We start from the raw sequence: 22,218 nt of genomic DNA on the forward strand, positions 1-22,218 counted from the left end.
GACGGTGAGCCGACGGCCCATGCCTTCAAGGTGGCGGCGCGCGTCAGTGCTAACACCTGCGGGTTCCTCGCTTTCATCTCCTGCTCCTGTCATCGGCCGCGATCGGAGTCGCCGGGTCCAGCCCGACTCAGTAACTGACGGGCCAAATCCATAGACTCGCGAAGGCGATGGCCACGCTGAATGCGTTGGCGACCAGCACCCACAGCCTGCCCGACGAGCAGAAGAAGCCCTATACGCTGGTGATGGGTATGCGTTCCTCGGTGTTCGAAGCCTTCCGCCATCTGCAGCGACCGGCTGCAGCCGCGCCTGCAATCACCAGAATTCCCAGCGGCCGGTGACGACGACCCAGATCCCCAGCAGCCCGTTGGTCACCGCATGGGCGATCACGGCGGTCCAGAGGCGGCCGCTGCGGCGGTAGAGCCAGGCATAGGCGAGGCCGGCGACGATGGCGGCCAGCCACAGCGTGTGGGCCAGCATGAAGATGAAGGTCGACAGCACGATGGCCTTGAGGCCCACGCGCTGCGGGTCCACGCGCTCGAAGCTGGCCTGCTCGATCCAGCGCATCAGGAAGCTGCGCCAGAACAGTTCCTCCATCAGCGGCACGATCAGCGCCGCGCCGATCCAGCGCAGCACGATCAGCGACCAGATCGGCCGCCCCTGTTCGTCCAGCGGCACGAAGCTGGCGGTCGGTTCGGTCAGTTGCATCCAGGGCGCATCGAGCAGGATCCAGAGCCCGAACACCGCGGTGCCGACGACGATGCCCAGCAGCAGTTCCTCGCGCTCGGGCCAGTTCTGCCGCGCCAGCTCGCCATAGCCGCGCCAGTACCAGATCAGCAGGGCGCCGACCAGCACGACGCTGGCGCCGTAGATCCAGCGCGTGTCCAGCTGTGCGCTGTCGGGCATGAAGCCCCGCAGGGCCAGCAGGGCCATGAAGGCGGCGAAGGGAATGATGCGAGCGAGCGCGGCGGGGCTGAGCGAGGCGGCGACGGTCATGCGGCGGTGGGCTTGTCTCGAAGTCTTTGTTCTCGTGGCCGGCGCAGCGCTTGTCCCGCCGGCCCCTCCAGCCTACCAGCCCGCGGCCGCCTGTCCAGGGTCCGCCTTCCCCCGGGCCGGCGCAAGCACCCTCAGGGCGCCTTCAGCAGGCGATAGCGCGCCACGCCCGGCACGCCGGGCTCGAGCACGCTGAACTCGGCGTTCTTCTTGGCATCGATGAGGATCCATTCGACGCCGAGGCCGACCTCGCTGGCGATGGTGATGCCGCAGTCCGGCCGCCAGATCCAGCGGCCGCCGCTGATCTGCGGGCGCTGCTGTTGCCAGGAGTCGAACTCGCCCTGGGGCCCGGCCGAGAACTCCTCGAAGAAACCCGCTTCGCCGGCCCGCGCCCAGTCGCCGACGATGGCCCCCCGCTGGGTCGCGCACCAGGGCGACAGCGCGCGGCGCAGCGCGGCGATCCGCTGGGCATAGGCTTCGCGCAGGCAGGCGGCGTCGCGGCAGGGCGCCTGGGCCGAGCGGATCCAGCTCAGCTGCTCGGCCCGCAGCGGCGCCGCCGGGCCGGCCTTGGCGAGGGCGGCGCGATAGAGCTGGTTGAGCAGATCGTCGGCGGCGCGCAGCTCGGGCTCGGCGCAGATCAGGCGCAGCGTCGGCTCGGTGGCGGCCGCCAGCCTGGCGCAGTCCAGCGCGGCGGCGCCCAGCGGCGCCAGCAGCAGCGCGGCGATCCAGCCCGGCGTTCGCGGCGTTCGTGACAGGGGCTTCCGCATCGCTCAGTCGCGCAGCAGCTGCAGGCGCACGATGGGACGGTCGGCGCGGCGGCGCGCCACTTCCTCGAAGCCGGCCTCGTCGAACATGCGCTTGGAGCCGAACCAGGAGGCCTCGGCGGCGCCGGGCGCCTGCTTGTCGACCGGATAGGCCTCGAGCAGCTCGACGCCGCGCGAGCGCGCATAGTCGACGGCGCCGGCGAGCAGCTCGCGCGCGACGCCGTGGCGTCGATAGGCGGCCGGCACGACGAAGCAGACGATGGACCAGACCGGCCGCGCGTCGACGGGCTTCATCACCGGCGAGCGGGCCAGCTTGGCGAAGTCCTGCCGCGGGCCCAGCGCGATCCAGCCGATCGGCAGGCCGGCGCGATAGCCGAGCAGGCCCGGCGGCGGGTCCTGCTCGGCCAGCGCGCGCAGCGCCCGCTTTGCGCCGGCACGCTGCTCCTCGCCGGGCCGCGTCAGCGCGCCCTTGCCGCTGACGCGGTAGTACATGCACCAGCAGCCGCGCGCGACGCTGCAGCCGCGCGCCTCGAAGATCGCCTCCAGATCGGGCCAGCGCGCCGGCGTCAGCGGATGGATCTGCAGCGACATGGCCAACTCCGCCGGGGCATCGCGGGCCTGGCCCTAGACCGCCTTCTGTTCCAGCACGAAGTTCGCGCCGTCGTACTGGCCCAGCTTGTCGACCAGCAGCGGCAGGCATTCCTGCAGCTCGTCGTGCAGGGTGAAGGGCGGATTGGCGACGAACATGCCGCTGCCCAGCATGCCGACGCCGCGCTCGTTGTCCTGCTGGCGCACCGTCAGCCGCACGTGCAGCCACCCCTTCTTGGCGGCCGTGTCGGCGGCCGCCTTCAGGCGGTTGGCCAGCTGGGCCGATTCGAGCAGCTGCAATTGCGGATACCAGACGATGAAGACCGTCTCGGCCATGCGCTGCAGGCCCTCGCGCAGGGCGGCCAGCACCTTGGCGTAGTCGGTCTTCAGTTCATAGCTCGGGTCCATCAGCACGACGGCGCGGCGCGAGGCCGGCGGCGGCAGCTCGGCGCGCAGGCTGGCGAAGCCGTCGCTGTCGGCCACCTGGGTGTTGGGCCGGGTCTCCAGATAGCTGGCCAGGATGCGCTGGTCGGTCGGGTGCAGCTCGTAGACGCGCAGCCGGTCCTCCTCGCGCATCAGCATATTGGCCAGCGCCGGCGAGCCCGGGTACTGGCGCAGCTGGCCGTCCGGGTTGAAGGCCTTGACCAGGCTCATGTACTCGGCCAGCGCCGCCGGCAGCTCGCGCTCGTCCCACAGCCGCGCGACGCCCAGCGAGTACTCGCCCTTCTTCTGCGCATAGCGGCCCTCGATCGAATAGCCGCCGGCGCCGGCGTGGGTGTCGATCAAGGTGTAGGGCTTGTCCTTCTCCGCCATATAGCGAAGCACCTGGGTCAGCACCAGATGCTTGAGGACATCGGCATGGTTGCCGGCGTGGAAGGCGTGTCGGTAGGCGAGCATGGCGCGATTGTCGCCTGTCGCCGCCGCCTTCAGGGCTGCTGGAAGGCGCCCGGATGCCGCGCCGGCCCGCTCAGCGCCAGCGTGCCGCAGGGGTGCTTGTACTGGCGGCTGGGCAGCAGCGCCAGCTCGCCGCTGCGGCCCGGGTCGATCGCCTTGCCGCGCAGCGGCGAGTCGGGCCGCAGGCTGTAGTCGTCGCGCGCGGCCAGCACGAAGGCGTCCCAGTCGACGATGAAGTTGTTGCGCTGCTCCCAGTAGCCATTGCTGGCGAAATACGGATTGCCGGCCAGCACATTGTTGAGCACCCGCACCTGGGCCGGCCCGGGCGCGACGCGCAGATAGATGCCGCCGCTGGGCAGGCGGTCGACCAGGGTGTTGTTGATCAGTTGCAGTTCCTGGCGCGGCCAGGTGTAGCCCTCGGAGCCGAAGGAGATCAGCTGCGGGTTCTGCGTGGTCGAGCTCTGCTGGATCAGATTGCCGACCACCAGGGCCTGGCCGCCGTTCGGGAACTCGAGCTCGTAGCTGGCCTCGCCGCCGATCTCGTCGCTGAGCCGGTTGTAGAAGATGTGGTTGACCGCCGCCCGGCTCTTCAGCAGATGGCCCAGCTGGCCATGGTGGAAATAGCTGCCGCTGACCTTCAGCTGGGCGATCTCGCCGACATAGAGATTGTGCGTCTGGCCCTCGCGCCGCACGATGGCGCCGAAATCGCAGTTCTCGATCTCCAGCCGGGCGTTCTTGTCATTGCTGGTCAGGAGGCCGGTCTCGTTGTCGCGGAATACGCAGTCGACCAGGCGCAGCGAGCCGGACTCGAGCCTGACGCCGGCGCCATTGCGGTCGCGCGTCTTGGCGCCGACAAACTCGAAGCCCTCGATGCGCATGCGCTCGCCGCTGCAGACGAAGATCGCCTTGCCCTGGGCCAGCGGGCCATTGGCCACCATGCGCACGCGGCCGACCGCCCGCAGGGTCAGGTCGCTCTGCGTCCAGACGGCGACATCGGATACATAGTCGCCGGTCTCCACCTCGATCACCATGCCGTCGCGGGCCTGGCGGGCCGCGCCGGCCAGGGTCTTGATCGGCAGCGTGCGGCCGACGCGCAGCGTCGCCGGCGCCTCGGCCGCCGCGGCCGTCGGCAGGGCCAGGCCGGCGGCCAGCGCGGCGCCCCATTGCAGGCCCTGGCGCCGCGTGCAGCCGTGCGGCGCCGGGTCGCCATAACGGTTTTCGTCCATCTGTGCTTGAACTCCCGCCCAAGTTGTATCGGTCGTGGGGCTGTCCGCCAGCGGACAGCAGCTTAGCGGCGCAGCGTTTAGGCTCGCATCCCTGCTTCCACCAACAAGAAAGAACCATGCCAAGCCTGTTCGACCCTCTCCAGATCGGCGCACTGCAGCTCGCCAACCGCATCGTCATGGCGCCGCTGACGCGCAGCCGCTCGCGCGGCCTTCTGCCCGGCCCCTTGGCCGTCGAGTACTACCGCCAGCGCGCCAGCGCCGGCCTGATCATCAGCGAGGGCGCGCAGATCAGCCGCGAGGGTCAGGGCTATCTGGACACGCCGGGCATCCACACGCCCGAGCAGATCGCCGCCTGGAAGAAGGTCACCGACGCCGTCCATGCCGAGGGCGGCAAGATCGCCGTGCAGCTCTGGCATGTGGGCCGCATCTCGCACACCCAGTTCCAGCCCGAGGGCCGCGCGCCGCTGTCCTCGACCGACCGGGCGGCCAAGGGCAAGACCTTCACCGCGGACGGATTTGTTGACATCTCGGCGCCGCGCGCGCTGGCGCTGGAGGAGATTCCCAGCGTCGTCGCCGCCTTCGCCCATGCCGCGCGCTGCGCGGTCGAGGCCGGCTTCGATGCGGTCGAGGTCCATGGCGCCAACGGCTATCTGATCGACCAGTTCCTGCGCGACAGCATCAACGACCGGACCGACGCCTACGGCGGCGCCATCGAGAACCGGGCCCGCCTCTTGATCGAGGTGATGACGGCCATCGCCGCCGAGATCGGCGCCGATCGCACGGGCCTGCGGCTCTCGCCGGTGACGCCGGTCAACGATGCCGGCCAGGACAGCGACGCCCAGGCCCTGTTCAACCATGTGGCCGAGCGCCTGGCGCCGCTGAAGCTGGCCTTTCTGCATGTGATCGAGGGCCAGACCGGCGGCGCGCGCGATATCGCGCCCTTCGACTACGCGGCAATGCGCGCGCGCTTCCAGGGCGCCTGGATCGCCAACAACGGCTACACCCGCGAGATGGCGCTGCAGGCGGTGGCCGAGGGCCGCGCCGACCTGGTCGCCTTCGGCCGCGACTTCATCTCCAACCCGGACCTGGTGCGCCGTCTGCGGCTGAACGCGCCGCTGCAGCCGCTGGACAAGGCGACGCTGTACGGCGGCGAGGCCAAGGGCTATACCGACTATCCCGCGCTGGCCACGGCGTGAGGGCTCAGCCCTTGCCGGCCATCCGCGCGCGGAACAGCTCGGCAATGCCGACCTCGCGCGGGCCCGGCAGCAGCTCGAAGTCCTGGCCGGCGGCCAGGCTGCCGGGCCGCAGCACCGACAGGTAGAAGCCGCACCAGCCGCTCTGCACCATCAGCTTGGCGGCCTGCTTGAAGCCCATCACCGCATTGAACTTGAAGCAGGGGAAGCGCGGCTCGCTGACGATCAGTTCGCAGTCGGGAAAGCGCAGGCGGTCGCCGACCCAGGCCTGCTTCTCCAGCAGGCCCGCGATCGTCAGGTTCTCGCCCAGGCTGCCGGGCGGCAAGGCCTCGTCCCAGCCGGCCGCGCGCGCCTGCGCGCGCACCGTCTGCCAGAAGGCGTAATGCTCGCTGGGATAGGCATAGACGGCCTTGGCCGGGCCGCCGTGCACGCTGAGGTCGGCCTGCTCGTCGCCGGCCAGGCCCAGCGGGCCGACGGTGATGGCGCCGTCGCGGGCGCGCTTGCGGATGCCGCTTGGCACCGGGCCCTGCTCGGTCTGCAGCGGGGCGGCGGCGGCGGTATTGAGGCTGATCAGATGAGGCATGGGTCAGGCCCTGGGCATGCTGCTGATGTCGATGCTGCTCGACAGCACGCAGACCTCGCCGCGGTAGTCGATCACATCGGCATTGACTAGCGAGCGCAGCGGCTCGCCGGCACGGTTGCGGATCTCGGTCTCGAAGTTGCGGACCCGGCCCTCGGTCTGCAGCAGCTGGTAGAAGCGCTCGCGCGCCAGCTTGCCCAGCCCGACACGGAGCTCGCCGAAGCGCCGGCCGAGCAGTTCCTCGCGGCTGTAGCCATAGCGCTGGCACAAGGTCTCGTTGACCTCGACCACGCGGCCCTCGGCCAGGGTCGTCAGCGCGCAGGAGACCGCCGCGGCATTGAACAGCAGCTGGAACAGCGCGCGCCCGTCCTCGGCCTCACGCAGCGCCTGGCGGCGCGCCTGTTCGCGGTCGAGGTTGTCGAGCGCGAAGGAGACGTCGTCGACCATCTCGTCGAGCAGGGCGGTCATCTCGGCGTCGAAGAAATCGCGTTCGCCGGCCAGCAGGGTCAGCGCGCCCATCACGCGCCCGCCGCGGCGCAGCGGGAAGGCCGCCATCGCCTCGACGCCGGGCGGGATCACACCGGCCCGCCATTGCGAGAGCTTGGCGTCGTCCATCACCCGGTTGCTCAGCGCATGGCGGCCGCTGCGCACCGCCTCGGTGCTCAGCGAGGCCTGGGCGAAGGCCGAGTCCAGCTGCCAGCGCGTCGGCACGCCGGGCATCAGCCGCTCGACCGGGCCATGAACGGCGACGCGCTCGAACTGCTCGCCGTCGGACTGCACCACTGCCGCCAGCAGCGCGCCGCCGCTGTCCACGCAGATGCGACACAGGCCCTCATAGAGCAGCTGCGCCGATGCGGGGGCACGCACCATCAGCTGGCTGGTCTGCGACAGCGCCACATAAAAGCGCTGCAGCCGCGCGCGGGCCGCCTCGGCGCTGCCCTGCTCGCGCCGGTGCAGCATCGCCACCGAGGCGGCCAAGCCCAGCGCCAGCGCCAGGGTCGCCAGCAGCAGGCCCAGGACCAGCCACAGCGCCAGCTCGAAGGCCTCGCGCGCGGCGCTGGCCTCGCGCCGGCCGACGTCCAGCTGCACCTCGATCAGCTCGCCGATCACGTTTGCGATCGCCTCGGCGGCCGGCTGCAGCTGCAGCGCCGGGAAGCGCCGCAGCGCCTCGGTGTCGCCGCGCTCGCTGAGCTCGCGCAGCTGGGCCAGGCGCTGCAGGCCGGTGGCCAGCAGCGGCTCGGCGCGTGCGATCAGGCGCTGCTCGGCCTCGACCAGAAAGGTGGCCTTGTAGGCCGCCCATTGCGCGCGCACCTGGCGCTCGATGGCGTCCAGCTCGCTGCGCGCCGGCACGGCGGAAAGCCGGCCGTCGGCCAGGCGCTGCGCGCTGGACTGCAGATCGACGCTGAAGGACTTCGACACCAGGCGCAACTGCTGCATCGGTCGCAGCCGGTCCTGGTACAGCGAGTCGACCGAGCGCGACAGGCCGTGCAGCTGCAGCAGGGTCAGCAGCCCGGTCGCCGCCATCAGCAGCAGCACCAGGCCGACCAGCAGCGCCAGACGCGTCTTCAGCGTGAAACTCTTCGGCAGATCCATCCAGTCGCGGGCGGCAATCGAGCCCTGGCTAGGGCAATGTCGCGATTGTGTCGCAGGCGCGGACTCATTCCGGGGGCTGCAGCGGCGCCGGCGGCAGCTCGGTCACCACCTCCAGATCCGGGTTCGAGTCGACCCACCAGATCAGCACCTGGTAGCCCAGCGCCAGCAGCACTGCGCCGACGAACATGCCGAGGATGCCGGCGCCGGCCAGCCCGCCGATCGCGCCGAGCAGGATGACCGGCATCGGCGCATCGACGCCGCGGCCCAGCAGCAGCGGCTTCAGCACATTGTCGATCACGCCCACCAGCAGCAGCAGCGCCGTGTAGACGACGGCCAGCGCCGTGCCATGCATGCCGGACCACCAGATATAGGCGATCGCCGGCAGGGTGATCAGCAGCGCCGGCAGCTGCGCGATCGCCAGCACCAGCACCAGCGCGGCCAGCACGCCGGCGAAGGGCACGCCGGCGACCAGCAGCACCAGGCCGGCGACGATGGCCTGGATCAGCGCAACGCCGACGACGCCCAGCGCCACCGCGCGTATCGTCGCCGAGCACAGCTGGGCGAATTCGTCGCCGCGCCGGCCGCCGACGATGCGGTTGAAGATCGAGCGGCCGCGCCGCTCGCCGGCATCGCCATAGGCCATGAAGACGCCGGCGATGATGACCGAGGCCAGGAAGGACAGCACGGCGCCGGCCACGCCGGCGACCAGGGCCAGTGCCGTCTTGGCCAGATTGCCGATCTTGGGTTGCAGGCTGGCGATCGCCGCCGGGAGGTCGTTGTGCGCCAGCTCCCACAGCGCGTAGAGCTTGTCGCCGACCAGCGGCCAGCCGGCGACGCTGGCATGGGGCGGCGGGATCTGCAGGGTGTTCTGCTGCAGCTCGGCCAGCAGCAGATGGACCGAATCGGCCACCGAGGACATTAGCACCGCGGTCGGCAGCACCAGCACGACGACGATCAGCAGCACCAGCAGCGTCGAGGACAGGCCGGAACGCCCGCCCAGCCGCCGGGCCAGCCATTGCTGCGCCGGATACAGGGTGACGGCCAGCACCAGGGCCCAGGACATCAGGGCGATGAAGGGCGAGAAGATCCGGTAGCACAGCGTGACCAGCACGACCAGCAGGCCCGCGCGGATCAGCACGTCGAGCAGGCGCTTGGACAGGCGCGTCTCCAGCTCGAGATTGGGTCGGTAAGCGCTGTGCTCGTTCATCGGCAGCCCCTCTGGATGAACCGGCCCCAAGCTTGTTCGGAACTGCGCGCCCGGCCGGACTTTCGCAGTGTGCCTGCGAACCGGCCGGATCCATGTCGGAATCACGCAAATGCCGCCGCGTTCATGCAGCGCCCGGCCCGGCCGTTTGCCGCATGACTTTATTCATGTTTTGCATAGTGTTGGCTCCAGGCCGGGTTACGGCGTGGTTACATTGGATCGACAATCAATCCCCCTGGCCCCATCGGGCCGTTCCTGGGGGCCATGCCGACCGCGGCATGGCGAGTGCTCGATCAAGCCGACCGGCAAGCCCCGGCGGCGGCAACGAGCGGCATTGGGCCAGCCCCGGCCCGCGCGCGCAGTCCCGGCGCCCGCTCTCGAGGCTTGCCCAATTCCGCTTTTTATATTGAATGGGACCGCCATGAACCAACCCGTGATGGAAGGGCTGCGCTTGAATACGCCTGCCTATGTGAAGCACCCGCGCCTGATCGCCTGGGTCGCCGAGATCGCCGCGCTGACCGAGGCGCGCGAGGTCTACTGGTGCGACGGCAGCCAGGCCGAGTACGACCGGCTCTGCCAGCAACTGGTGGCCGCCGGTACCTTCAAGAAACTCAACCCGGCGCTGCGCCCGAACAGTTATCTGGCCTGCTCGGACCCGAGTGACGTCGCCCGCGTCGAGGACCGCACCTTCATCTGCACCGACAAGAAGGAAGACGCCGGCCCGACCAACAACTGGATGGCCCCGGCCGAGATGCGCAGCCTGCTGCAGACCGGTGACAAGGCCTTGTTCAGGGGCAGCATGCGCGGCCGGACGCTCTACGTCGTGCCCTTCAGCATGGGCCCGCTGGGCTCGCCGATCGCGCACATCGGTGTCGAGCTGTCGGACAGCCCCTATGTGGCCGTCAATATGCGCATCATGACCCGCATGGGTCGTGCGGTGCTGGACGTGCTGGGCATCGACGGCGACTTCGTGCCCTGCGTGCACACGGTAGGCAGCCCGCTGGAAGCCGGACAGGCCGACGTCAAGTGGCCCTGCAACAAGACCAAGTACATCGTCCACTACCCGGCCACGCGCGAGATCTGGTCCTACGGCTCGGGCTACGGCGGCAATGCGCTGCTGGGCAAGAAGTGCTTCGCCCTGCGCATCGCCTCGACCATGGGTCGCGACCAGGGCTGGCTGGCCGAGCACATGCTGGTGCTGGGCGTCGAAAGCCCCGAGGGCAAGAAGCACCATGTCGCCGCCGCCTTCCCCAGCGCTTGCGGCAAGACCAATTTCGCGATGCTGATCCCGCCCAAGGCCTTCGAGGGCTGGAAGGTGACGACGATCGGCGACGACATCGCCTGGATCAAGCCGGGCAAGGACGGCCGTCTGTACGCGATCAACCCCGAGGCCGGCTATTTCGGCGTCGCCCCGGGCACCAATGCACTGACCAATGCCAACTGCATGGCCAGCCTGGGCCGCGACGTGATCTTCACCAATGTCGCGCTGACCGACGACGGCGACGTCTGGTGGGAGGGCATGACGGACACGCCGCCGGCGCACCTGATCGACTGGCAGGGCAAGGACTGGACCCCGGCCATCGCCAAGGAGACGGGCGCCAAGGCCGCGCACCCGAACGCCCGCTTCACCGTGGCCGCGACCAACAACCCGGCGCTGGACCCCGAGTGGGACAACCCGGCCGGCGTGGCGATCGACGCCTTCATCTTCGGCGGCCGCCGCTCGACCACGGTGCCGCTGGTGACCGAGGCGCGCGACTGGACCGAGGGCGTCTACATGGCCGCGACCATGGGTTCGGAGACGACCGCCGCGGCCGCCGGCCAGCAGGGCGTGGTGCGCCGCGACCCCTTCGCCATGCTGCCCTTCATGGGCTACAACATGGCCGACTACTTCCAGCACTGGCTCGATCTGGGCAAGCAGCTGCAGGCCAGCGGCGCGACGCTGCCCAAGATCTACTGCGTCAACTGGTTCCGCAAGGGCGCCGACGGCAAGTTCGTCTGGCCCGGCTATGGCGAGAACATGCGCGTGCTGAAGTGGATGCTGGACCGCGTCGAGGGCCGGGGCCAGGGCAGCGAGAACGTGTTCGGCGTGACACCCCGCTATGCCGACATCAATTGGAGCGGCCTGGACTTCAGCGCCGAGCAGTACGAGCAGGTGACCGGCATCGACAAGGCCGCCTGGGCGACCGAGATGGGCCTGCACGCGGAGCTGTTCCAGCAGCTGGCCCACCATCTGCCGGCCGAGCTGCCGGCGACCAAGGCCAAGATCGAGCAGCGCCTGGCGGCGCTCTGAGGTCCGGTTGCCCAAACAAAAGCCCGCTTGCAGCGGGCTTTTTCATTGCCGTCGGCGCGGCGCTCGAAGCGCCGTATGCGCCTGACGGTTATCAGCGGCGGCAGTTCGCGGCGCGCAGCTCGGCGGCGAAGGAGGGCATGCTCTGGTCGTACTGGGCGGCCAGCTCGAGCAGTTCGCGCTCGGCGCGGCGCTCGGCGGCGGCGGCCATGCGGGCCTTGATCGAGGCGATCAGCAGCGACCAGACGCGGGCGCCGGTGACGGAGAAGTAGCTGCCCTTGGAGCCTCGACGGCTCAGCGGCAGACCGAAGGTTTGGGTGGCAACGCTCATGGCTTTTTTCCTTGTGCAGACACTCTTGTGGAGTCGATGACGAGAGTATCGGGTAAACCCTAGAAATGATGCCAATGAATTGATTGAATCTGTTGTATAAACAAAGAGAATATCTTTGCGGCCACGAGGATGAACTTCCGCCATATCGACCTGAATCTGCTGAAGGTGTTCGACGCGGTGATGGCCGAGCGCAATCTGACCCGCGCGGCCGAGCGCCTGGCGATGACGCAGCCGGCCGTCAGCCATGCGCTGAAGCGCCTGCGCGAGGCGCTGGGCGAGGAGCTGTTCCAGCGCCAGGCCTTCGGCATGAAGCCCAGCCCGCGCGCCGAAAGCCTGTGGCCCGAGGTGCGAACCATCCTGGCGCGGCTGCAGAGCCTGCTCGACCCCGGCGACTACCGGCCCGAGGTACAGGAACACACCTTCCGCGTCGCGATGGCCGACGCCACGGCGGCGCTGCTGCTGCCGGCCCTGGTGGCGCAACTGGAGGAGCAGCGGGCGCTGGCCAATGTTCATGTGCTGCCGCTGACCACGCGCGACCCCCGCGCGCTGCTGGAGCAGGGCGAGGCCGATCTCGCCGTCGGCTACTTTCCCGGCGCGGTCGCGGCGCTGCAGGCACAGGGCAGCCTGTCCTCGATCCGCCAGCACCGGCTCTACGACAGCGAATATGTCTGCGTGATGCGGCGCGGCCATCCGCTGGCCGAGCTCGAGCTGGACCTGGACAGCTACTGCGCGGCCCACCATCTGCTGGTCAGCTTCTCGGGCCGGCCGCATGGCTTCGTCGACGAGGCGCTCAGCGCGCTGAAGCGCAGCCGACGCATCATGCTGACCGTCAACCAGTTCTTCACCGCCGGCCGCATCGTGGCGCAGTCCGACCTGCTGACGGTGCTGCCGGCGACCTTTGTCGAGGCGACCGGCTACAAATCGCAGCTGCTCGAGCGGCCGCTGCCGATGCCGCTGTCCACGGTGCATGTGGACATGCTCTGGCATCTGCGCAGCGAGGGCCGCAGCGCCGACGCCTGGATGCGCGAGCGCCTGATCGAGGCCGCCAGAAGGGCCAAGGCTGGCGTGGCCCGCGCAACAGCGGCGACAATCGCGCCATGAGCACCCCCCATGATTTGACAGACGCCGAGTTCGCCGAACTCGACGAATTGCTGGCGACGACGCCGGCGCCGCTGCAAGCGCTCGATGCCTCCATGCTGGACGGCTATCTGTGCGGCGTGCTGGTCCAGCCGCGCCTGATCGACAGCGACGAGTGGCTGCCGAATATCTTCGACTACGACGGCGGCGTGCTGCCCGACGATGTCGACGCCGCCTGGCTGGCCCGCATCCGCGAGCTGGTCGAGCGCCGTCATGCGGCGCTGAACCGCTCGCTGGTCGAGGACGGCTGGTTCGATCCGGTCGTGCTCGATCTGGACGAGCCCTCGGCCGAGCCCGAGGAGCCGCCGCCGGCGGACGAGGACGCCGAGGCGGCGCAGGCGCGCCAGACCTATGCGGCGATGAGCCCGATCTCGCGCACCCTGATGCCCTGGGTGGCCGGTTTCCAGCATGCCTGCCTGTGCTTCCCGGAGCTGTCCGAGATCGACGACCAGGCCGTGATGGCGGCGCTGGCACGGCTGTACCGCCACCTGCCGGCCGAGACGGACGAGGAGAAGGAAGTCGTCGCGACCCTGGATCGCGAACATCCGCTGAAGGATCTGGACGACGCGATCGAGGAGCTGATCGTCAGCGTCGCCGATCTGGCCGACCTGACCCAGGAGCGGCGCTACGCGGTCGAGACCATCCGGCGCGAGGGTCCGAAGCTGGGCCGCAACGATCCCTGCCACTGCGGCTCGGGCCGCAAGTACAAGCAGTGCCACGGCGCCAACTGAAGGCGTGAAGCTGCAACTGCTCTCGGATCTCCATCTGGAGACCGAGGCCTTCGATCCCGAACCGGCGCGGGGTGCCGAGCTGCTGATCCTGGCCGGCGACGTCGACAGCCGCTGGGACGGCCTGGCGCGCTTTCGCGACTGGCCGGTGCCGGTCGTCTTCGTGCCCGGCAACCACGAATACGACGGCCGCGACATCGACGAGGCGCGTGCCGGCCTGCATGCGTGGGCGGCCGAGCTCGGCTTCACCATGCTGGACGATGCGGCCTGCGTGCGCAGCGATGCGGCGGGCCGCCGGGTGCGCCTGCTGGGCAGCACGCGCTGGAGCGACTTCGATCTGTTCGGCGAGAAGGAGCGCGAGCGCGCGATGCGCGCGGCCGGCTATTTCCAGCGCGTGATGAATGCCAGCCGCCATGGCCGGCCCTTCGATGCGGCCGCCGTGCGCGAGGAGGGGCTGCGCTGCCGGGAATGGCTGGCGCAAGCCCTGACCCTGGGCGAGAGCGGCGAGGACTGGGACGCCACCGTCGTCATCACCCATTTCGCGCCCAGCCTCCGCAGTGCCGATCCGCGCTACGGCCGCCAGCCGGGCACGGCCAGCTTCTGCAACGACGACGAGGCCCTGCTGGGTGGCGCGCGGCTGTGGCTGCACGGCCATCTGCATTGCCAGCACGACTACCGCGTCGCCCAGGCCGACGGTCGCAGCACCCGCGTGGTCTGCAATGCGCGCGGCCATGCACGCAAGGGCGAGCCGGCCGGCTTCCAGCCAAGCTCGCTGATCGAGGTCTTTGATCAGGCGCAGTGAGCGGGCCGGGGCCTGTGTCAGACTCCGGACATCGGTATCGAACACCGCCGCGGAGCCCGCCATGAAGATACTCGTCGCCATTGACGGCAGCGTCTACAGCCAGCGCCTGCTGGACTATCTGGCCGCCAACCGCGAGGCCTGGCTGGGCAGTAGCAATCGCTGCACCCTGCTGCATGCGGTGCTGCCGGTGCCGCCGCACGCGGCTTCGATGCTCGACCGGAACCTGCTGAAGGACTACTACCGCGAAGAGGGCGAGAAGGTCTTGCAGCCGGCGCGCGAGTTTTTCGCCAAGCATGGCTTCGAGGCCGAGTTCGTCTGCAAGGTCGGTTCACCGGCCAGCGTTATCTCGTCGACGGCCGAGGCGGAGCACTATGACCTGCTGATGCTGGGCTCGCATGGCCACAGCTCATTGGGCAATCTGGTGATGGGTTCGGTCGCCACCAAGGTGATGGCACATTGCGGCGTGCCGGTGCTGTTGGTGCGCTGAGGGTCGACGGCGGGGCGCCGTCCGGGGCTTGCTGTCAGCTGCTGCGCCGGGACAGCCAGGCCAGCGGGGACTCCTGCGTCGCCTGCGTGCGCTGCGACTCCAGCTCGGTCTGCGGCACGCTGGCGCGGTAGAAGTCGCTGTCGTCGAGGCTGGCCTCCATGCCGAAGGCGGTGCCCAGATCGGCCGGATCTTGCGGATGGGCGGCGGCGGGGTCGCGGCGGAAGAAGCGCAGTGCGGGAGCGAATCGCATATCAGACCTCGAGCAGGACCGCCTGTTGCGTAGCGGTATGAGCCAAGTGTGCGCGATCAAGGTACAGGGTGGATCCCCGAACTAAGTGGAAATACGGGGCCAGTTGCAAGAAACGCACGCATTGGCCACCTTTGGCAACAACCGTTACGTCTAGTAATAACCCTAGGCCCAACTTAAGGTGGATAGAGACTTTTTGACGCCCTCGCTATGCTCCGGCCTTCCTTAACAGCCCCGCCCTGCCGGCCCGGCTTTCCCATGAACGAAGCAGTCCTGAAGACCTCCACCGTCGGCGTCATCGCGCTGGCAGTCTCCAGCGCCGTCTGGCTGGCCGGTTCGCTGCAGACGAGCCGCCCGTCCGCGCCGCGCCTGGTGGCGGCACCCACCGCCGTGCCGCAGAAGAGCGGCAAGCCGATGCTGCTGGTCGCAGCCCTGCCGGCCGAGCGCGCCGCCTCGGCTTCCCTTGTTCGCACCGTAGGCGTGCGCTAACTTTCCAGCGCTGCGCTGGCACCCGCTGCCAGAGCCTGGCCGATCTGGTCAAGCAAGGCGACCCGCGCCGGTGCCCCGCTCAGTTCAGACACCAGCTTCCACTGATGCCAGTACAGCGCCACGTCCACGCTGAGCTCGGGCCGCAGTGCCACGAGCGCGCCGCTGGCGATCAGCGGCCGAACCTGTAGCTCCGGCGCCACACCGACGCCCCAGCCGCTGCAGACCGCGCGCACATAGGCTTCGCTCGACGGCACATAGCGTTCCTGCAGCCGCGGCGCGCGCACGCCGAAGGCCTTGGACACCCATTGCGCCTGGCTGTCGTCCTTGCGGTTGAAGACCAGGAAGGGCGTCGTGGAGAAATTGCCGCCGTTCAGCCCCTCGGGCAGCACCTTGGCCATGAAGGCGGGGCTGGCCACCGCCACATAGCGCATCACGCCCAGCGGCCGCACCAGGCAGCCGCGCAAGGCCTGCTTCACCGTGCTGACGCAGCCCAGCACCTCGCCCTGGCGCAGCCAATCGTGGGTGAAATCCTGGTCGTCGACGACCAGTTCCAGGCCGAAACCGTCCTTCAGACCGGCCTGCACGACCGGATCGAGCGCCGGCAGCACCCAGGTCGCCAGGCTGTCGGCATTGACGGCGATCGCGATCCGCTCATTCGGCGCGACCTGGGCGCCCAGTTCGCGCGCGACATCGGTGCGCAGCGCCTGCAGCTGGCGGGCGAAGCGCAGCAGTACCTTGCCCGCCTCGGTCAGCCGCAAGGGCCGCGAGCGCACGACCAGCAGCTGCCCGACCTGCGCCTCCAGGCTGCGCAGGCGTTGCGAGACGGCGCTCTGCGTGATCGCCAGCCGCTGGGCGGCGCGCTCGAAGCCGCGCTCGTCGGCCAGGGCGGCCAGGCAGTCTAGGCCGGCGGGATCCAGGTCTTTCATAAGAAACACTAATGTACGACGAGAAATATGAATTGCCCTTCTTGTTTGCCGCGCTGCTGCCGACAATCCGGCGCCCATGCTCGCGTCGCCCCTCACCCTCAGCACCATGACCGAAGGCTGGCTCAGCGGAGCCAGCCTGATCATGGCCATCGGCGCGCAGAACGCGCTGGTGCTGCGCCAGGGCTTGCTGCGCGGCCATCTGGCGCCGGTGGTGCTGGTCTGCACCGTCTCCGACGTGCTGCTGATCTGCCTGGGCGTGTTCGGCCTGGGACATGCGATTGCCGCCAGCCCGCTGCTGATGGAAGCCTTCCGCTGGGGCGGCGCGCTGTTCCTGCTGCTTTACGGCCTGCGCGCCGCGCAGCGGGCCTGGACCGGCAGCGCCGGCCTGCAGCCCGAAGCCGCTTCGGCCGGCCTGGCCGCCACGCTGCTGGCGGCGCTGGCAATGACCTATCTGAATCCGCATGTCTATCTGGACACCGTCGTGCTGCTGGGCACCCTGGGCGCCCAGCACCCGGCCGAGCAGCGCTGGGCCTTTGCGGCCGGCGCCTCGCTGGCCTCGACGATGTGGTTCTCGCTGCTGGGCTTTGGCGCGGCGGCGGTGGCGGGGCCGCTGCGCCGGCCGCAGATCTGGCGTGCGATCGATGCGGCCATCGCTTTGCTGATGTTCGCGCTGGGGTTCAAACTGTTGACGGGTCCGCTGGCGGCCTGATGGAGCAAGAAGAATGAAAGTCGTCGTCCTCGGAGCCGGCATCATCGGCATCAGCACCGCCTGGTATCTGCTCGAGCAGGGCCATGAGGTCATCGTTGTCGACCGCCAGGCCGACGCGGCGCTGGAGACCAGTTTCGCCAACGGCGCCCAGATCTCGGTCTGCTTCTGCGAGCCCTGGGCCAATGCCGGCGCGCCCTTCAAGGTGGCCAAATGGCTGTTGCGCGACGACTCGCCGCTGCTGTTCCGCCCGCGCCTGGAATTGGCCCAATGGCGCTACGGCCTGAGCTTCCTGACGCAGTGCACGACGGCCGCCTTCGAGCGCAATGTCGAGGAGCTGGTGCAGCTGGGCCGCTACAGCCATGCGGCGCTGAAGGCGCTGGTCGCGCAGACCGGCATCGAATACGACCGGCTCGAGAAGGGCATCCTGCATTTCTTCTCCAGCCAGCAGGACTTCGACAACGGCGTCGTCGCCGCCGAGATCATGCGCCGCCACGGCGTCGACCGCCGCATCCTCAACCACGACGAGGTGCTGCAGATCGAGCCGGCGCTGGCCAACTTCGGCGGCCGCGTCTATGGCGGCACCTACACGCCCAGCGACGAGAGCGGCGATGCGCGCGTGTTCACGCAGAAGCTGGCGCAGCGCTGCGCCGAGCGCGGCGCTACCTTCCTCTACGGCCACGACGTGCTGGCGCTGTCCCGGAGCGGCCAGGCGATCGACGGCGTGCAAGTCGCCTCGCGCGCGACTGGCCAGAAGCAGACATTGAAGGCCGACGCCTTCGTCGTCGCGATGGGTTCCTACACGCCGGCGCTGATGAAGCAGGTCGGCGAGTTCTTCAATATCTATCCGGCCAAGGGCTACTCGGCCACCTTGCGGCTGAAAAAGCCCGAGGCGGCCAGCGTCGTCAGCCTGCTCGACGACACCCGCAAGATCGCCATTTCCCGGCTGGGCGACCACATCCGGATCGCCGGCACGGCCGAGCTGAGCGGCTTTGACCTGAGCCTGGACACGCCGACCGCCAAGGTGCGCTGCGATGCGCTGGTCAAGCGCTACGAGGAACTATTCCCCGGCGTTGCGGACCTGTCCGAGCGCAATTACTGGACCGGCCTGCGGCCCAGCACGCCCAGCAACATCCCCTATATCGGGCGCAGCAAGAAGGCCGCCAATCTCTGGGTCAATGCCGGCCACGGCACGCTGGGCTGGACCCATGGCGCCGGCTCGGGTCTGGCGCTGGCCGAGCTGATGGCCGGCCGCCGCCCGCGCATCGACTTCGATTTCTACGGCGAGGTCGCCGCGGCGGCCTGAGCCGCTCCGGGCCCTTCTCCGCTCCTCCTCAATCGAGAGGACGACGTGCCGCCGCCCTGGCCGCCGCGCACCCGCCCCGCCATTGTTTGCACCGGACCCCGGTGCTAGCTTGGGGCGCAGCCATGGTGGCTGCAAAGGAGAACGGTATGAAGAAGGCGCTGATGAGCGGACTGCTGTCGATGGCCGCGCTTTTGTCCGCATCGCCGGCCTGGTCCAGCGACTGGCCGATGAGCCCGGGCGACTACTGGGAGATGACCGGCGTCCGCCTGAAGGACGGCGGCGCGCTGGGCTACGCGAAGTTCCTGGCCGGCGAGTGGAAGGCCAACCAGGAGTTCGCCAAGTCCAAGGGCTGGATCAAGGGCTATGCGGTGCTCAGCAACGTCTACAACCGCAAGGGCGAGCCCGATCTCTATCTGGTCACCATCACCGACCGGCTGGTGACCGGCGCCGAGTCCGAGAAGCGCGACGACGAGTACATGGCCTGGAAAAAAAAGAGCACGGCCCAGATGCAGAAGGAGTCCGGCGACCGGCTCGAGATCCGCGAGATCGAGGGTAGCCAGCTGCTGCAGGAGCTGAAGTTCAAGTAGATCGCGATGCCGCTGCGCTGTGGTCATCGGCGGGCCCGGGCGCCCGCCGATTCGTTTTCAGAGCGGAAGATTGGTCAGCGACTGCCGGATCCGCAGCGCATCGCGCAGGCGCTGGGCCGAACCGTCGGCGTCGAGCATCACGACGGTGAAGCCGCGGCCGCGGCTTTCCATGCGCATCGTCAGGCAGCGGCCGGCCTCCTCGGTGTAGCCGGTCTTGGAGAGCTGGATGTCCCAGCCCTTGGCGCCGACCAGGCGGTTGGTGTTGTGCAGCTCGCGCGGTCGCCCGCTGATCGGCACCTTGGTCGTCTTGTCGCTGGTGATGCGGACGATCTCCGGATAGCGAGCCGCTGCGGCCGTGATCTTGGCCACCTCGGTGGCGGTCGACAGATTGGCCGGCGACAGGCCGGTCGGGTCGGCCAGCGTCGTGCGGCTCAGGCCGAGACTGCGGATCTTGGCCTGCATCGCCAGCGCGAAGGCGGCGCTGCCGCCCGGGAAGGTGCGCGCCAGCGCCGCCGCCGCGCGGTTCTCCGAGGCCATCAGCGCCAGCTTCAGGGCGTCGAGCCGCGACATCTCGGCGCCGACGCGCAGGCGCGAGGCGCTGTGCTTGAGCGTGTCGACGTCATCGCGTTCGATGGTCAGCTTCTCCAGCGGATCGAGCTTGGCATCGAGCACGACCATCGCCGTCATCAGCTTGGTCAGCGAGGCGATCGGCACGACCGCGTCGGCATCCTTGGCCAGCACCACGCGGCCGCTGCCGTCCTCCAGCACCAGCACATGGCGGGCATTCAGCGCCGGCAGGCGGGGGCCGGCGGCCGTGCCGGCACCGGTGGCGGACGAGGGGGGGGCCGCCTGCGCGAACAGGCTGGCGGCGGCCAACGACAGCGCCAGCAGCGGCTGACGGGCGGCTCTTTCGATGCGATGGAACGAGAACAAACAATCCCCCGATGGACAGGACGGGTGGCTCGCCGCGGTGGCGGCCCCCGTCGTTTTTGGCGGCCGCGAGCATAGAGGCTTGCCGGCGCTTTTGCAAAACTAAATAAAATCCGCGCCCCTTCGAGCCTGTGCCGCCATGACCGCCTCTTTCCCTGCCTCCTTCTGCGCCATCGACTTCGGCACCTCGAATTCGGCCATCGCCATCCCCGCCGGGGCCGGCCGCATGCGCCTGGTCGAGCTGGAGCCCGGCCAGCTGACCATGCCGACCGCGGTGTTCTATTTCGCCGAGGGCCGCCATGATGCCGACGGCCCGCCGCGTGCCTTCGGCCGCGCCGCGATCGCCGCCTATGTCGAGGGCACCGACGGGCGGCTGATGCGCTCGATGAAGAGCATCCTCGGCTCCGGCCTGATCGAGCAGACCACCGATGTCGGCGGCGGCCGCGGCGCCAAGTATTTCGACATCCTGGCCGGCTATCTGAAGCGGCTGCGCCAGTCGGCCCTGGCCGCCGGCGCGGCCGCGCCGCTGAACAAGGCGGTGCTGGGCCGGCCGGTCTTCTTCGTCGACGGCGAGCCGGAGCGCGACGCGGCCGCGCAGCGCTCGCTGGAGGCGGCCGCGCGCGCGGTCGGCTTCGAGGAGGTGCATTTCCAGTTCGAGCCGATCGCCGCCGCCTTCGACTACGAGAGCCAGATCGACAGCGAGCGCATCGTGCTGGTCGCCGATATCGGTGGCGGCACCTCGGACTTCTCGGTAGTGCGCGTCGGCCCCGAGCGCATGCAGCGCCTGGACCGCCGCGACGACATCCTGGCCAACCATGGCGTGCACATCGCCGGCACCGACTTCGACCGCCATATCGAGCTGGCCGGCATCCTGCGCGAGTTCGGCTACCGCAGCTTCGGCCCCGAGCGGGCCGGCGCGCCGGCGCGCGAGGTGCCCAGCGGCATCTACTTCGACCTGGCCACCTGGCATCTGATCAACACCGTCTACAGCCCGGCGCGCGTTGCCGAGCTGCGCCAGATGAAGAGCTTCTACGGCAATCCGCTGCACCACCAGCGGCTGATGACGGTGCTGGAAGAGCGCCTGGGCCATGAGCTGGCCGGGCGCGCCGAGGCCGCCAAGATCGCCGTCTCGGGCGGCGGCGACACCGTCATCGATCTGGCTGCCGTTGAGACCGGCCTGCAGATCGCGCTGGGCGAGCGGGTCGCCGTCGAGGCGCTGGACGGCGATATCGGCCGCATCGTCGCCGCCGGCCGCGAGACGGTGGCCCAGGCGGGCCTGCGGCCCGAGCAGATCGACGCGCTCTATTTCACCGGCGGCTCGACCGGCCTGCGCCTGCTGGCCGAGCGCATCGCGGCCGACTACCCGCGTGCCGCCCAGGTGCGCGGCGACCGCTTCGCCTCGGTGGCGACCGGCCTGGGCCTGCATGCGGCGCGGCTGTTCGCGCGCTAGCCGGTTCAGTAGCGCTTGCGCTGCGGCGGGCCGCGGCGCGCCGGCGGCGCCGCATGCCGGGCCGGCTGCGGCCGCGTGATGTCGGCCAGCAGCAGGGTCGAGCGCACCAGGCTCTCGACCGCCTCGGCCACGTCGGCCGGCGGCTCCAGCGTCTCGATCTCCTCGAGCAACTCGTCGGCGTCTTCCAGATCGTCCGGGTCCAGATGCATGTACAGCGAGGCCAGCGGCTCCAGCAACTCGGCGGCCTTTTGCTGCATCAGCTCGGGGAACAGCTCGGCCGCCAGCGCGAAGCCGGCCACCCAGGGCAGCACCACCTCGGACGGGCTGTCGGCATCGTCGAGCTCGAACACCAGCGGATCGAACCATTGGCGCTCGACGATGGCCTGGTTCAGCTCGCTGTAGCGGCGCTTGACCAGGGCCAGCAGCGGCCGCGTGTCGAATCCCTCGGGCGGGCTGCGGCCCTCCTCGGCATCGAGCACATGCGGTGTCCAGCGAAAGGCCGGCACCTGCTTGGGCTGCAGCAGCACGCCGACCAGATAGCCGTCCAGCATGCTCAGGTCCAGCGGTTCCAGCGGCGCGGGCAGCGCATCCAGCAGCGCTTCGAGCTCGCCCAGCTCCTGCTCGTTCAGCGGCTCGGCCGGTTTGGGCTGGGGCTGGGGCTTGGGCTGGGAAGCCGCGGTGGGCCGCGTCGTCCTGGCGGACGAGGGGCCCGACCGGGCGGGGTGTTTCTTGGCGGGACTGCGGCGCGGGTCATGGCTCATGCCGCGATTGTC

25 protein-coding genes are annotated in these 22,218 nt (G+C 69.5%); 12 read left to right on the forward strand and 13 right to left on the reverse strand.

What is annotated here, in order from left to right; translation table 11 throughout:
- Window positions 1-167: 167 nt before the first annotated feature.
- The gene (locus QWJ38_RS03400) at window positions 168-338 is read left to right on the forward strand and encodes a hypothetical protein (RefSeq protein ID WP_290357625.1); all 171 of its coding nucleotides are present in this window, start codon (window positions 168-170) and stop codon (window positions 336-338) included.
- On the opposite strand, the gene QWJ38_RS03405 is transcribed toward QWJ38_RS03400, so the two are convergent.
- From QWJ38_RS03405 to QWJ38_RS03425, 5 genes are all read right to left on the reverse strand, one after another.
- The gene (locus tag QWJ38_RS03405) at window positions 313-993 is read right to left on the reverse strand and encodes a CAAX prenyl protease-related protein (RefSeq protein WP_290357626.1); all 681 of its coding nucleotides are present in this window, start codon (window positions 991-993) and stop codon (window positions 313-315) included. The genes QWJ38_RS03400 and QWJ38_RS03405 overlap by 26 nt on opposite strands.
- A 131-nt stretch (window positions 994-1,124) precedes the next feature.
- Window positions 1,125-1,757 carry a lysozyme inhibitor LprI family protein gene (locus tag QWJ38_RS03410; RefSeq protein WP_290357627.1) on the reverse strand — a complete coding sequence of 211 codons (633 nt, stop codon included), beginning with the start codon at window positions 1,755-1,757 and terminating at the stop codon, window positions 1,125-1,127.
- Between the two features lie 3 nt (window positions 1,758-1,760).
- Window positions 1,761-2,345: a GNAT family N-acetyltransferase gene (locus QWJ38_RS03415; RefSeq protein WP_290357628.1), complete on the reverse strand. Its 585-nt coding sequence runs from the start codon at window positions 2,343-2,345 to the stop codon at window positions 1,761-1,763.
- A 33-nt stretch (window positions 2,346-2,378) separates the two neighbouring features.
- Window positions 2,379-3,239: a 23S rRNA (adenine(2030)-N(6))-methyltransferase RlmJ gene (locus tag QWJ38_RS03420; protein WP_290357629.1), complete on the reverse strand. Its 861-nt coding sequence runs from the start codon at window positions 3,237-3,239 to the stop codon at window positions 2,379-2,381.
- A gap of 29 nt (window positions 3,240-3,268) precedes the next feature.
- Complete coding sequence (locus QWJ38_RS03425; protein ID WP_290357630.1) at window positions 3,269-4,462, reverse strand: right-handed parallel beta-helix repeat-containing protein; 1,194 nt, start codon at window positions 4,460-4,462, stop codon at window positions 3,269-3,271.
- A 116-nt stretch (window positions 4,463-4,578) separates the two neighbouring features.
- On the opposite strand from QWJ38_RS03425, the gene QWJ38_RS03430 reads away from it, so the two are divergent.
- On the forward strand, window positions 4,579-5,658 hold the full coding sequence (locus tag QWJ38_RS03430) for an alkene reductase (RefSeq protein WP_290357631.1): 1,080 nt from the start codon (window positions 4,579-4,581) through the stop codon (window positions 5,656-5,658).
- Between the two features lie 4 nt (window positions 5,659-5,662).
- On the opposite strand, the gene QWJ38_RS03435 is transcribed toward QWJ38_RS03430, so the two are convergent.
- The 3 genes from QWJ38_RS03435 to QWJ38_RS03445 all read right to left on the reverse strand — a co-directional run bounded on the left by QWJ38_RS03435 (window position 5,663) and on the right by QWJ38_RS03445 (window position 9,035).
- Complete coding sequence (locus QWJ38_RS03435) at window positions 5,663-6,238, reverse strand: MOSC domain-containing protein (RefSeq protein WP_290357632.1); 576 nt, start codon at window positions 6,236-6,238, stop codon at window positions 5,663-5,665.
- A gap of 3 nt (window positions 6,239-6,241) precedes the next feature.
- Window positions 6,242-7,828 carry an MCP four helix bundle domain-containing protein gene (locus QWJ38_RS03440; RefSeq protein WP_290357633.1) on the reverse strand — a complete coding sequence of 529 codons (1,587 nt, stop codon included), beginning with the start codon at window positions 7,826-7,828 and terminating at the stop codon, window positions 6,242-6,244.
- A gap of 64 nt (window positions 7,829-7,892) precedes the next feature.
- Window positions 7,893-9,035 carry an AI-2E family transporter gene (locus QWJ38_RS03445; protein WP_290357634.1) on the reverse strand — a complete coding sequence of 381 codons (1,143 nt, stop codon included), beginning with the start codon at window positions 9,033-9,035 and terminating at the stop codon, window positions 7,893-7,895.
- Between the two features lie 418 nt (window positions 9,036-9,453).
- Here QWJ38_RS03445 and QWJ38_RS03450 point away from each other — a divergent pair, with 418 nt between their 5' ends.
- Complete coding sequence (locus QWJ38_RS03450) at window positions 9,454-11,322, forward strand: phosphoenolpyruvate carboxykinase (GTP) (protein ID WP_290357635.1); 1,869 nt, start codon at window positions 9,454-9,456, stop codon at window positions 11,320-11,322.
- Window positions 11,323-11,413: 91 nt separating this feature from the next.
- Here the strand turns inward: QWJ38_RS03450 and QWJ38_RS03455 are convergent, their stop codons facing one another.
- Entirely contained in the window at window positions 11,414-11,650 is a 237-nt protein-coding gene (locus QWJ38_RS03455; protein WP_290357636.1) for a hypothetical protein, read from the reverse strand.
- Window positions 11,651-11,779: 129 nt separating this feature from the next.
- Between QWJ38_RS03455 and QWJ38_RS03460 the strand changes: the two genes are divergently transcribed.
- From QWJ38_RS03460 to QWJ38_RS03475, 4 genes are all read left to right on the forward strand, one after another.
- Window positions 11,780-12,751: a LysR family transcriptional regulator gene (locus QWJ38_RS03460; RefSeq protein WP_290357637.1), complete on the forward strand. Its 972-nt coding sequence runs from the start codon at window positions 11,780-11,782 to the stop codon at window positions 12,749-12,751.
- A complete protein-coding gene (locus tag QWJ38_RS03465; protein WP_290357638.1) occupies window positions 12,748-13,518 on the forward strand; it encodes a UPF0149 family protein in 771 nt (256 codons plus the stop codon). Before QWJ38_RS03460 ends, QWJ38_RS03465 begins: the two co-directional genes overlap by 4 nt.
- A gap of 4 nt (window positions 13,519-13,522) precedes the next feature.
- Entirely contained in the window at window positions 13,523-14,317 is a 795-nt protein-coding gene (locus QWJ38_RS03470; RefSeq protein ID WP_290357639.1) for a metallophosphoesterase, read from the forward strand.
- Window positions 14,318-14,378: 61 nt separating this feature from the next.
- Entirely contained in the window at window positions 14,379-14,804 is a 426-nt protein-coding gene (locus QWJ38_RS03475) for a universal stress protein (protein ID WP_290357640.1), read from the forward strand.
- 34 nt (window positions 14,805-14,838) lie between these two features.
- Here the strand turns inward: QWJ38_RS03475 and QWJ38_RS03480 are convergent, their stop codons facing one another.
- The gene (locus QWJ38_RS03480; protein WP_290357641.1) at window positions 14,839-15,054 is read right to left on the reverse strand and encodes a hypothetical protein; all 216 of its coding nucleotides are present in this window, start codon (window positions 15,052-15,054) and stop codon (window positions 14,839-14,841) included.
- 255 nt (window positions 15,055-15,309) lie between these two features.
- Here QWJ38_RS03480 and QWJ38_RS03485 point away from each other — a divergent pair, with 255 nt between their 5' ends.
- Complete coding sequence (locus QWJ38_RS03485) at window positions 15,310-15,540, forward strand: hypothetical protein (RefSeq protein ID WP_290357642.1); 231 nt, start codon at window positions 15,310-15,312, stop codon at window positions 15,538-15,540.
- On the opposite strand, the gene QWJ38_RS03490 is transcribed toward QWJ38_RS03485, so the two are convergent.
- Window positions 15,537-16,466 carry a LysR family transcriptional regulator ArgP gene (locus tag QWJ38_RS03490; RefSeq protein WP_290357643.1) on the reverse strand — a complete coding sequence of 310 codons (930 nt, stop codon included), beginning with the start codon at window positions 16,464-16,466 and terminating at the stop codon, window positions 15,537-15,539. The genes QWJ38_RS03485 and QWJ38_RS03490 overlap by 4 nt on opposite strands.
- Window positions 16,467-16,542: 76 nt before the next feature.
- Here QWJ38_RS03490 and QWJ38_RS03495 point away from each other — a divergent pair, with 76 nt between their 5' ends.
- From QWJ38_RS03495 to QWJ38_RS03505, 3 genes are all read left to right on the forward strand, one after another.
- Window positions 16,543-17,175 (forward strand): LysE/ArgO family amino acid transporter, encoded by a 633-nt coding sequence (locus QWJ38_RS03495; RefSeq protein ID WP_290357644.1) that lies wholly within the window; start codon window positions 16,543-16,545, stop codon window positions 17,173-17,175.
- Window positions 17,176-17,188: 13 nt separating this feature from the next.
- The gene (locus QWJ38_RS03500) at window positions 17,189-18,478 is read left to right on the forward strand and encodes a D-amino acid dehydrogenase (protein ID WP_290357645.1); all 1,290 of its coding nucleotides are present in this window, start codon (window positions 17,189-17,191) and stop codon (window positions 18,476-18,478) included.
- A gap of 146 nt (window positions 18,479-18,624) precedes the next feature.
- A complete protein-coding gene (locus QWJ38_RS03505) occupies window positions 18,625-19,065 on the forward strand; it encodes a hypothetical protein (protein WP_290357646.1) in 441 nt (146 codons plus the stop codon).
- A gap of 57 nt (window positions 19,066-19,122) precedes the next feature.
- Here the strand turns inward: QWJ38_RS03505 and QWJ38_RS03510 are convergent, their stop codons facing one another.
- The gene (locus tag QWJ38_RS03510; RefSeq protein WP_290357647.1) at window positions 19,123-19,998 is read right to left on the reverse strand and encodes a serine hydrolase; all 876 of its coding nucleotides are present in this window, start codon (window positions 19,996-19,998) and stop codon (window positions 19,123-19,125) included.
- 136 nt (window positions 19,999-20,134) lie between these two features.
- Between QWJ38_RS03510 and QWJ38_RS03515 the strand changes: the two genes are divergently transcribed.
- Entirely contained in the window at window positions 20,135-21,445 is a 1,311-nt protein-coding gene (locus QWJ38_RS03515) for an Hsp70 family protein (protein ID WP_290357648.1), read from the forward strand.
- 5 nt (window positions 21,446-21,450) lie between these two features.
- Here QWJ38_RS03515 and QWJ38_RS03520 read toward each other — a convergent pair whose 3' ends face one another.
- Window positions 21,451-22,206 carry a YecA/YgfB family protein gene (locus tag QWJ38_RS03520; RefSeq protein WP_290357649.1) on the reverse strand — a complete coding sequence of 252 codons (756 nt, stop codon included), beginning with the start codon at window positions 22,204-22,206 and terminating at the stop codon, window positions 21,451-21,453.
- Window positions 22,207-22,218: the final 12 nt, after the last annotated feature.

The sequence above is a fragment of the Roseateles violae genome (genome assembly GCF_030410485.1).
GTDB classification, from domain to species: Bacteria; Pseudomonadota; Gammaproteobacteria; order Burkholderiales; family Burkholderiaceae_C; genus Roseateles_D; species Roseateles_D violae.

Coding starts and splice junctions, on each gene's coding strand:
- QWJ38_RS03465 (WP_290357638.1), top strand. CDS start 12,748: ATGAGCACCCCCCATGATTTGACAGACGCCGAGTTCGCCGAACTCGAC.
- QWJ38_RS03410 (WP_290357627.1), bottom strand. CDS start 1,757: ATGCGGAAGCCCCTGTCACGAACGCCGCGAACGCCGGGCTGGATCGCC.
- QWJ38_RS03495 (WP_290357644.1), top strand. CDS start 16,543: ATGCTCGCGTCGCCCCTCACCCTCAGCACCATGACCGAAGGCTGGCTC.
- QWJ38_RS03425 (WP_290357630.1), bottom strand. CDS start 4,462: ATGGACGAAAACCGTTATGGCGACCCGGCGCCGCACGGCTGCACGCGG.
- QWJ38_RS03440 (WP_290357633.1), bottom strand. CDS start 7,828: ATGGATCTGCCGAAGAGTTTCACGCTGAAGACGCGTCTGGCGCTGCTG.
- QWJ38_RS03520 (WP_290357649.1), bottom strand. CDS start 22,206: ATGAGCCATGACCCGCGCCGCAGTCCCGCCAAGAAACACCCCGCCCGG.
- QWJ38_RS03400 (WP_290357625.1), top strand. CDS start 168: ATGGCCACGCTGAATGCGTTGGCGACCAGCACCCACAGCCTGCCCGAC.
- QWJ38_RS03500 (WP_290357645.1), top strand. CDS start 17,189: ATGAAAGTCGTCGTCCTCGGAGCCGGCATCATCGGCATCAGCACCGCC.
- QWJ38_RS03455 (WP_290357636.1), bottom strand. CDS start 11,650: ATGAGCGTTGCCACCCAAACCTTCGGTCTGCCGCTGAGCCGTCGAGGC.
- QWJ38_RS03430 (WP_290357631.1), top strand. CDS start 4,579: ATGCCAAGCCTGTTCGACCCTCTCCAGATCGGCGCACTGCAGCTCGCC.
- QWJ38_RS03405 (WP_290357626.1), bottom strand. CDS start 993: ATGACCGTCGCCGCCTCGCTCAGCCCCGCCGCGCTCGCTCGCATCATT.
- QWJ38_RS03490 (WP_290357643.1), bottom strand. CDS start 16,466: ATGAAAGACCTGGATCCCGCCGGCCTAGACTGCCTGGCCGCCCTGGCC.
- QWJ38_RS03435 (WP_290357632.1), bottom strand. CDS start 6,238: ATGCCTCATCTGATCAGCCTCAATACCGCCGCCGCCGCCCCGCTGCAG.
- QWJ38_RS03445 (WP_290357634.1), bottom strand. CDS start 9,035: ATGAACGAGCACAGCGCTTACCGACCCAATCTCGAGCTGGAGACGCGC.
- QWJ38_RS03450 (WP_290357635.1), top strand. CDS start 9,454: ATGAACCAACCCGTGATGGAAGGGCTGCGCTTGAATACGCCTGCCTAT.
- QWJ38_RS03460 (WP_290357637.1), top strand. CDS start 11,780: ATGAACTTCCGCCATATCGACCTGAATCTGCTGAAGGTGTTCGACGCG.
- QWJ38_RS03515 (WP_290357648.1), top strand. CDS start 20,135: ATGACCGCCTCTTTCCCTGCCTCCTTCTGCGCCATCGACTTCGGCACC.
- QWJ38_RS03475 (WP_290357640.1), top strand. CDS start 14,379: ATGAAGATACTCGTCGCCATTGACGGCAGCGTCTACAGCCAGCGCCTG.
- QWJ38_RS03415 (WP_290357628.1), bottom strand. CDS start 2,345: ATGTCGCTGCAGATCCATCCGCTGACGCCGGCGCGCTGGCCCGATCTG.
- QWJ38_RS03420 (WP_290357629.1), bottom strand. CDS start 3,239: ATGCTCGCCTACCGACACGCCTTCCACGCCGGCAACCATGCCGATGTC.
- QWJ38_RS03505 (WP_290357646.1), top strand. CDS start 18,625: ATGAAGAAGGCGCTGATGAGCGGACTGCTGTCGATGGCCGCGCTTTTG.
- QWJ38_RS03485 (WP_290357642.1), top strand. CDS start 15,310: ATGAACGAAGCAGTCCTGAAGACCTCCACCGTCGGCGTCATCGCGCTG.
- QWJ38_RS03480 (WP_290357641.1), bottom strand. CDS start 15,054: ATGCGATTCGCTCCCGCACTGCGCTTCTTCCGCCGCGACCCCGCCGCC.